The sequence below is a fragment of the Chryseobacterium sp. HMWF035 genome (assembly GCF_003094695.1).
Taxonomy (GTDB): Bacteria; Bacteroidota; Bacteroidia; order Flavobacteriales; family Weeksellaceae; genus Chryseobacterium; species Chryseobacterium gambrini.
The window spans coordinates 84,389-90,669 of record NZ_QEHP01000096.1; the positions used below are offsets into that span (position 1 = coordinate 84,389).

3 protein-coding genes, 1 pseudogene and 1 CRISPR repeat array are annotated in these 6,281 nt (G+C 38.8%); of the genes and pseudogenes, 2 read left to right on the plus strand and 2 right to left on the minus strand.

What is annotated here, in order from left to right:
- The first annotated feature begins 1 nt into the window (after position 1).
- Positions 2-895, plus strand: a complete 894-nt coding sequence (cas1, locus tag DD829_RS14730; RefSeq protein ID WP_108408644.1) for a type II CRISPR-associated endonuclease Cas1 — start codon at positions 2-4, stop codon at positions 893-895.
- 127 nt (positions 896-1,022) lie between these two features.
- On the plus strand, positions 1,023-1,361 hold the full coding sequence (gene cas2, locus DD829_RS14735) for a CRISPR-associated endonuclease Cas2 (RefSeq protein WP_007842732.1): 339 nt from the start codon (positions 1,023-1,025) through the stop codon (positions 1,359-1,361).
- Positions 1,362-1,418: 57 nt separating this feature from the next.
- Positions 1,419-2,466: a CRISPR direct-repeat array (repeat unit 47 nt; unit sequence GTTGTCCTTCATCACGAAGATAATAATTTTTGAAAGCAATTCACAAC).
- A gap of 537 nt (positions 2,467-3,003) precedes the next feature.
- Here cas2 and DD829_RS14740 read toward each other — a convergent pair.
- The gene (locus tag DD829_RS14740) at positions 3,004-5,223 is read right to left on the minus strand and encodes an NADP-dependent isocitrate dehydrogenase (protein WP_108408643.1); all 2,220 of its coding nucleotides are present in this window, start codon (positions 5,221-5,223) and stop codon (positions 3,004-3,006) included.
- Positions 5,224-5,333: 110 nt separating this feature from the next.
- A pseudogene (locus tag DD829_RS23680) lies at positions 5,334-6,281 on the minus strand (hypothetical protein); the annotation flags it as partial.

Genomic DNA, 6,281 nt, shown 5'->3' on the forward strand with positions numbered 1-6,281 from the left:
TATGATCACCCGCTCCATCTACATCGGCAATCCCGCTTACCTCAAGCTCAAAGACGAGCAATTGAAAATTCTCTGTCCGGAAACCAAAACGGAAAAGGGGAGTGTCCCTGTGGAAGATTTGGGGTTATTGATGCTGGATCATTATCAGATAACCATTTCGCACCATCTGATTCAGAAAATGATGGGAAACAATGTTGTGGTGGTGAGTTGCGATGCCCATCATTTACCGCACGGAATAATGCTTCCGCTGTACGGGCATACCGAACATTCCGACCGGGTAAAAGATCAGTTGGAAGCCAGTGAACCGCTGAAAAAACAGCTTTGGAAACAGACGGTGGAATGCAAGATCGAAAACCAGAAAAATGTCCTGATGAAACTGGGGAATTACTACGAACCGATGATTGAATATCAGAGAAACGTAAAATCCGGCGATATAACGAATATGGAAGGAATTGCGGCGCAACATTACTGGAAATACCTCATCAGTCTGGACTTTTTGAGGCAGCGTTTCGGAGATTCACCCAATCAGTTTTTCAATTTTGGATATGCCGTGCTCAGAAGCATTGTGGCAAGAGCCATCGTAGAAACCGGACTGTTGCCTGTTCTTGGTATTTTTCATAAAAATAAATACAATCCGTATTGCCTTGCCGATGATTTAATGGAACCTTACCGTCCGTTTGTTGATTTACTCGTGATGCAGTGGCTGAAAATTCATCCGGATACCGAAGAACTGACGAAAGAATTTAAAGCGCATATTCTTCAGGTTGCAACCAAAGATGTGCGTATTGATGACAAAACAAGACCGTTGCTGGTTGCTGTAAAAACTACGGCGTCGTCGCTTTACAAATGCTACACAGGAGAAAAGCGGCTGATTTCCTATCCGGAATTGATGTAATTTTTTTATGGCAGCTTTATCCGCCTGTAGTTTATCCTGAGCGGAGTCGAAGAATAAAAATCTGCAAAAAGAGCTCCACTCAGGTCGGGCTGCAAACATTACGATAAACATACAATAGTCACCAAAAATGAACGCCGAAAGGTTTAATGCATACCGAATTATGTGGGTTTTAGTATTATATGACCTCCCGACCGAAACGAAAGCGAATATGAAAGATGCAAACCGTTTTCGGAAAGCTTTGATTGATGACGGATTTACTTTATTTCAGTTTTCGATGTATGTGCGTCATTGTCCGAGCCGTGAAAATGCAGAAGTTCATATCAAAAGAGTAAAATTTATGCTTCCTAAAGCCGGAAAGGTTGCCATTATGTGCATTACGGATAAACAGTTTGGAGACATCGAAATCTTTTTTGCCAGAAATAAAGAAGAACCGCCACCGACCTTCCAACAGCTCGAATTGTTCTGAATTTTAAATCCTGAAAACAAAAATAATCTACTGAAAACCAGTAGATTATTTTTTGAGGTTGTCCTTCATCACGAAGATAATAATTTTTGAAAGCAATTCACAACTGGGTTGCGGTTTTGAATTTCACAGCGTAGGTTGTCCTTCATCACGAAGATAATAATTTTTGAAAGCAATTCACAACTCATGTAAGGTCGCCATTCAGCGCAAGCCTGTTGTCCTTCATCACGAAGATAATAATTTTTGAAAGCAATTCACAACTTAAATTTGTTACTATTTTATTTGTGAATTGTTGTCCTTCATCACGAAGATAATAATTTTTGAAAGCAATTCACAACCAAAGGAACGGGAGTCCGTTACCATACAACGTTGTCCTTCATCACGAAGATAATAATTTTTGAAAGCAATTCACAACGTAATCGAGGTAGTATTCAAAAAAACTAACGTTGTCCTTCATCACGAAGATAATAATTTTTGAAAGCAATTCACAACTTACTTGCTCTTTGGTTGCGTCGCCGACCTGTTGTCCTTCATCACGAAGATAATAATTTTTGAAAGCAATTCACAACTAAAGTTGGTCAAACGCGCTATACAATTAAGTTGTCCTTCATCACGAAGATAATAATTTTTGAAAGCAATTCACAACTATGTTATAAACAACAATACAAGCATTGAAGTTGTCCTTCATCACGAAGATAATAATTTTTGAAAGCAATTCACAACTACTGCAGAAGAGTTAGAGCCGTTTACACAGTTGTCCTTCATCACGAAGATAATAATTTTTGAAAGCAATTCACAACAAAGGGTTTGCTATTGTTGTGAAGCTTTTCGTTGTCCTTCATCACGAAGATAATAATTTTTGAAAGCAATTCACAACCAAACTCCTGTTTAAAGCATCTGTTTCTGTGTTGTCCTTCATCACGAAGATAATAATTTTTGAAAGCAATTCACAACATATTAGATTCTTGTTGTTCTATTGCTGTAGTTGTCCTTCATCACGAAGATAATAATTTTTGAAAGCAATTCACAACCTTCGCCAAGTATTTTCTTTCAGTGGTTGGGTTGTCCTTCATCACGAAGATAATAATTTTTGAAAGCAATTCACAACCAAAAGATGTCTTTGTGTTGAGTAAGCATTGTTGTCCTTCATCACGAAGATAATAATTTTTGAAATCCGCAGCAGGAAAGGCGTAGGCGGATTCGACGAAAAGCGTTTGATTAAGCTAGGCTGAGTCAAAGCAATTCATATAAACTCGTCTTGTCTCAAAGATAATAGTTTTGAAATCCGCAGCAGGAAAGGCGTAGGCGGATTCGACGAAAAGTATTTGATTAAGCTAGGGCTGAGTCAAAGCAATTCACATTAAACTTTTGCTGCCCATAGATAATAATTTTTGAAATCCGCTGCAGGAAAAGCATAGGCGGATTCGACGAAAAGCGTTTGATTAAGCCAGGCTGAGTCAAAGCAATTCACATTAAACTTTTGTTGTCACAAAGACAATAGTTTTGAAAGCCGCTGCAGGAAAAGCATAGGCGGATTCGACGAAAAGGGTTTGATTAAGTTAGGCTGATTTTACAGACTATAAAAAATTAGCCATAACCGAACTACAGTCGGCTATGGCTAAAAAATATTTTAGTAAAAACGAAATTAAATTCCGTCGATGATTTCATTTAAAACCGTACTTGGTCTCATGGCCGCATACGTCTTGTAAGTATCTGTTTTATAGTAACCGTCAATATCCTGAGGTTTTCCCTGCGCACCAATTAATTCTGCGTTGATTACTTCTTCGTTTTCCTTCATTGCCTCTGCAATCGGAGCGAATTGTGCCGCTAATTCTGCATCAGCAGTCTGGTTTGCTAAAGCTTCCGCCCAGTACATTGCCAGATAAAAGTGAGAACCTCTGTTATCGATTTGTCCTACTTTTCTTGCAGGAGACTTGTCGGTAGCTAAGAATTTAGCATTAGCTTCATCCAGTGCGTCCGCTAACACCTGAGATTTTGTATTCCCCTGAGTTTGTGCCAAATGCTCTAAAGAAGCCTGTAAAGCAAGGAATTCACCTAAAGAATCCCATCTTAAATAGCCTTCTTCGATGAACTGCTCAACGTGTTTAGGAGCAGAACCTCCCGCACCTGTTTCAAAAAGACCACCTCCATTCATCAATGGAACAATAGAAAGCATTTTAGCAGAAGTTCCAAGCTCAAGAATTGGGAAAAGGTCAGTTAAATAATCTCTCAATACGTTTCCTGATACAGAAATGGTATCTTTTCCTTCTCTAGCTCTTTTTAATGTTTCCGTCATGGCGTCTTTTACATCCATGATTCTGATGTCTAATCCGTTGGTATCGTGATCTGCTAAGTATTTTTCAATTTTTTTGATGATTTCTCTGTCGTGTGCTCTTCCTTTATCTAACCAGAAAATAGCCGGAGTATCAGATAATCTTGATCTGTTTACTGCTAATTTCACCCAGTCCTGAATCGGAGCATCTTTCGTCTGGCACATTCTGAAAATATCTCCTTTTTCTACTTTCTGAGAAAGAAGAACGTTTCCGTTTTCGTCCTGAACTTCAATGATTCCTTCCGCAGAAGCCTGGAACGTTTTGTCGTGAGATCCGTATTCTTCAGCTTTTTGAGCCATCAAACCAACATTCGGAACAGAACCCATTGTAGTAGGATCTAATTTTCCGTGTGCTTTCATATCATCAATAACAGACTGATAGAAACCTGCGTAAGAACGGTCCGGAATAATACAAACCGTATCTTCTTCTTTTCCGTCTTTGTTCCACATTTTTCCGCCGCCTCGTACCAATGCAGCCATAGAAGCATCAACGATGATATCGGAAGGAACGTGGAAATTGGTAATCCCTTTGTCTGAATTTACCATCGCCACTCTCGGTCCGTTTGCCAGAGCCGCTTCAATATCTGCTTTAATATCCGCTTCCTGAGCATTTCCTTTTATTTTTTCGAAAAGATCAGCAAGACCGTTGTTTGGATTAACATCTAAAGACTTGAAGGTCTCTGCATATTTCGTGAAAACCTCTTTGAAGAACGTTTCTACAATCGCTCCGAAAATAATCGGATCGGAGATCTTCATCATGGTCGCTTTAAGGTGCGCCGAAAGAAGAACATTTCTGTTTTTTGCTTCTTCAATCGCTTCCTGTACAAAAGCTTTTAAAGCATTGAGATTCATTACAGAAGAATCAATTACTTCTCCAGCCTGAAGGTTGGCGAAATCTTTCAATTGCGTTTCAGAACCGTCGTTTCCTTTGAAAACGATCTTAAATTTTGTGGCATTTTCTACCGTTGTTGAGGTTTCAGTTCCGTAGAAATCTCCTCCGTTCATGTGCGAAACGTCTGTTTTGCTGTCAGAAGCCCAGTCGCCCATTCTGTGAGGGTTTGCTTTTGCATAGTTTTTAACGGCTTTTGGAGCACGTCTGTCAGAATTTCCTTCTCTTAATACAGGGTTTACGGCACTTCCTAAAACTTTGGCATATTTTGCTTTAATCGCTTTCTCTTCATCATTTTTAGGCTCAGCAGGATAATTAGGCACTGCAAAACCTTTAGACTGCAATTCTGCAATTGCTTCATCCAATTGAGGAGCAGAAGCTGAAATATTTGGTAACTTGATAATGTTGGCATCCGGTTGAGTCGCTAACTGACCCAATTCAGCCAAAGCATCACCGATCTTTTGATCATCTTTCAAAAATTCCGGGAAGTTGGCTAAAATTCTTCCTGCCAAAGAAATATCCGGAACGGCGATCTCAATGTTTGCAGATTTTGTAAAAGCTTTCACAATCGGTAAAAACGAGTGTGTAGCCAACATAGGAGCCTCATCCGTAAGCGTGTAATAGATTTTTGATTTGTCTGACATTATACTGTAATTTATTATTTGATTTTTTTAAGACTCACAAATTTAGTGATTATGATTGTTTTATTTAAACATTTGCATAAAAAAAGAGGCGAGAGCCTCTTTTTTAATTTTCAGTTTGATTCTGACAATATTAAACTTGGATTGGCAGAAGAATTAAATGTCTGCGAGATCCAGGTTCCTGTCTTACTATTAAATACATACGCTTTACTGCTATAGCTATCTACAAATGCAAAGTTACCGTTAGATTTTGTTAAACTTGGATTGGCTGAAGAATTAAATGCCTGTGCGATCCAGGTTCCTGTTTTAGTATTGAAAGCATAGGCTTTGGTATCATACATATCCATAAAGGCAAAATTACCATTGGATGAAACTAAACTTGGACTGGCAGAAGGATTGAATGCTTGTACAGTCCAAATTCCTGTCTTTGAGTTGAAAACGTAAGCTTTGGCATCATACATATCCATGAATGCGAAGTTACCATTGGATGTAATTAAAGTAGGACTAGCAGAAGCATTAAATGTCTGGGCTATCCAAGTTCCTGTTTTATTACTAAAAACATAAGATTTTGCGCTATATGCATCAATAAATGCAAAGTTACCATTGGACGTAACCAAAGTTGGGCTTGCATAGGTATTAAATGTCTGAGCAACCCAAGTTCCTGTTTTACTGTTGAAAACATATGCTTTGGCATCATAGGAGTCAATAAATCCAAAATTTGAAAATTTATTTTCTACAATATCATCATTTAAGGATGAGCCATTAGAGTTCATGTTTATCTTATCAGCTACCATAGCATAAGGCACACTCATCAATTGATTTACCCCGACATTCGTATAGTTAGAGCCTCCTGCAGGATCCATTTCCACTTTTACAAATTTAGCATTGGTTCCCCAGTTGATCGCTCCAAAGTTTCCTGTAGTAGCCGTTCCCTGTCCGATGTTCAGGTTTACCAGACCTTTGGCGTTGGTAGTTTTGTTTTGAGTTTCTGTATATAAAACCGTTCCGTTGGCTGCATTATCCAGAATGCTGATTCTCAAAGAAACGTTTCCGTTAGCAAT

Excerpts from the sequence above, each read along its gene's own strand:
- cas2 (WP_007842732.1), top strand. The coding sequence starts at position 1,023 with ATGAACGCCGAAAGGTTTAATGCATACCGAATTATGTGGGTTTTAGTA.
- cas1 (WP_108408644.1), top strand. The coding sequence starts at position 2 with ATGATCACCCGCTCCATCTACATCGGCAATCCCGCTTACCTCAAGCTC.
- DD829_RS14740 (WP_108408643.1), bottom strand. The coding sequence starts at position 5,223 with ATGTCAGACAAATCAAAAATCTATTACACGCTTACGGATGAGGCTCCT.